This window comes from Frisingicoccus sp., from assembly GCA_016298055.1.
Classification (GTDB): Bacteria; Bacillota; Clostridia; order Lachnospirales; family Lachnospiraceae; genus Frisingicoccus.
The window spans coordinates 1-2,444 of the sequence record JAEDDO010000240.1 but is presented as its reverse complement, the minus strand read 5'-3'; the positions used below and the strand labels follow the sequence as shown (position 1 = coordinate 2,444).

2 protein-coding genes are annotated in these 2,444 nt (G+C 41.8%); both read right to left on the bottom strand.

Going from position 1 to position 2,444, the window contains the following annotated elements:
- Positions 1 to 209: 209 nt before the first annotated feature.
- On the bottom strand, positions 210 to 1,379 hold the full coding sequence (locus tag QZZ35_RS11095) for an IS91 family transposase (RefSeq protein ID WP_291237460.1): 1,170 nt from the start codon (positions 1,377 to 1,379) through the stop codon (positions 210 to 212).
- Entirely contained in the window at positions 1,369 to 2,241 is an 873-nt protein-coding gene (locus tag QZZ35_RS11090) for a tyrosine-type recombinase/integrase (RefSeq protein ID WP_291237459.1), read from the bottom strand. The genes QZZ35_RS11095 and QZZ35_RS11090 overlap by 11 nt, the downstream gene beginning before the upstream one ends.
- Positions 2,242 to 2,444: the final 203 nt, after the last annotated feature.

Below are 2,444 nucleotides of genomic sequence, written 5' to 3'. Positions count from 1 at the left end.
CCCCCTTATTCAGCACACTTTTGGTTTTTCCGAATTGAACAAAGTCGCGTCCGTTATATGGGGTTTCAATACTTCGATTTATCACTATATGGTAGATAAAAAAACAGTATTTTAACAGGGAGTTTTAGAAAATCACCATTTTTTCGGATTTTGAGCGTACTTCCCCCTTCCCCCAATTCTGCGAAAGTCATATTGGGTTTCTGTCAAGATCAGGCACTGTTTTTGTGGTGTGTCACATATCTGGAACATACTTTATATGACAGGTTTCCTCCACAACATGGACATACAGTGACATCTTTTTTGTATAATATCCTGATTGCCTGTACCTTGTCATCTTTCCTGAATCGTCTTAGAAACTCGCGGCAGCCAATTAGATTCCTGCAAATCGGAATCAGTTTTCTCTTATTATGGTTGCTGAGGATACCATAATGCCTTATCCTCACAAATCCCTTTGGAGGTACATGCATCAGAAACCGTCGTACGAACTCAATCCCATCCAGAGTCAATTCTTTCCATTCGCCGTTTCTTTTATAATCTTTAACCCGGATAGTTACGGTATTTTCATCCATTCGGAGGATACGGCTGTTGCTGATTGCCAGTCGATGTGTGTAGCGCCCAAGATAATGCATGACTGTTTCTGCTCCTGCAAAAGATTCCCTGATATCCGTAACCCATTGTTTTTCATAGCAGTTATCCAGCAGTTCCTGATATTCATACTGGTTACGGTATTTTTCTGCATTTCCTTCGTAACAGAGTTTACCGGTATCGTGCAGGGTTTTAAGTCCAGACAGAAATTTCCCTTTGAACAGTTTTGCCATCGCTTTTCCAGGAAGGAAGAATCCGTCCTTTTTCTGATGCCAGCTGCGATCTCCATCTAATCCACCGCAAGTTGATAACAAATGAATGTGCGGATGGTAGGAAAGGTTGGAACCCCACGTATGCATAATACTGATAAACCCTGGAGTGCCTCCCACGTGCGCCGGATCTTGTGAAAGTTCCAGGATGGTTTCTGCCACAGCATGGAAAAACAGAGAATAAAGTTCTTTCTGGTTGCAGTAGATCAATGGATTCAGTTCGCTTGGACAGGTGAATACCAGATGGTAATAGTCGATATCCAGTACGTGTTCATTTTGTGCGTCAACCCATAACTCATTTGATAATGCCTGACACATCGGACAAGATCTGTCACGGCAGGAGTTATTATGGTACTGGATGTGCCCGCATGTATCACATACAGACATGTTAGCACCGTATGCACCGGTTTTACAATTCAGGATATGATGAACTGTTCTTGCCTGACGCTCAGTTGGAGTATGCGTATCCAGATATCCCGGATAGAACTGCTGGAGGACATCCTGCATAGTTGGGTTATTTATCATTGTCACTGCCCCCATTCTCCTCTTGTTTAAAAGTGTCAAAAGGGCTTCGGATACCCATAAGTGCCTTGGATGTCATCTGCAGATATACATCTGTGGATTTCGGACTGCGGTGACCTAATAATTGCTGGATAAAAGTATAGCTGACCCCATCCTCGAGTGCGTGGCATGCAAAACAGTGTCTCATGGTATGAGGAGACACATCTTCTGGGAGTCCAAGTTTTCGTACATGACTTTTTATAAATCTCTCAACCGCTGCATTGGTAAGTGGTTCATTTCCTCCCATACCTGGGAACAGCCATCCCCTTGGGCGGTTGTAACGGTACCAGTATTCTGTAAGGATTTCAAGGTTCCTGACGCTTAGTATGGTATAGCGATCCTGTCGGTTCTTCGACAGTGGAACATGGATCATCATCTGATTTCTGCGGATATCTTCATAGTGCAGATGGCATACTTCGCTGACCCGCAGGCCGGAGGAATACATTGTTGCAGTAATGGCCTTGTGCTTATAGTTGTCCATGGAATCAATAAGCATGTTTACCTGTTCCCGTGTAAGGATTACCGGAAGCTTCCTGTCACGCTTCATTTTGGGTATTTTTTTTGAATCCCATACATATCCGAGCGTGTACTCAAAGAAAAAACGGATCGCTGCAGTATAGACATTGATCGTGGAAGCTTTTTTGTTTTCATTGTCTTTCATGTGGAATATGAATCTTCGGATATCAGCGTAAGTAATGGACATGGCATCCTTGTTGGTGAAATCGAGAAATCTTTTCACAAAACGATAATAGTCCTTGCATGTATTCGTGGTAAAATTTTTTAACTGCATATCCTGCTGTAATTTTAAAAGGTATTTTTCATTCATCTGATTGTCCTCCAAATATAGTAAAAATTTCTGGTTTTGAGTTCCAGATATTTGGAGGCCCACGGACATCGTGAAAATGCTTGTCTGAAATAGTAATATATGTTAATCTAATCATAGCAGTGGTAGTGATGATCCTGTTCGATTGTTATTTTATGGTGATTTAACAATACCTTATTTAGGACTCATTTACCACTGTTATTTTT

Bases quoted from the DNA above. Each gene is read 5' to 3' on its own strand.
- QZZ35_RS11095 (WP_291237460.1), bottom strand. From the start codon at position 1,379: ATGATAAATAACCCAACTATGCAGGATGTCCTCCAGCAGTTCTATCCG.
- QZZ35_RS11090 (WP_291237459.1), bottom strand. From the start codon at position 2,241: ATGAATGAAAAATACCTTTTAAAATTACAGCAGGATATGCAGTTAAAA.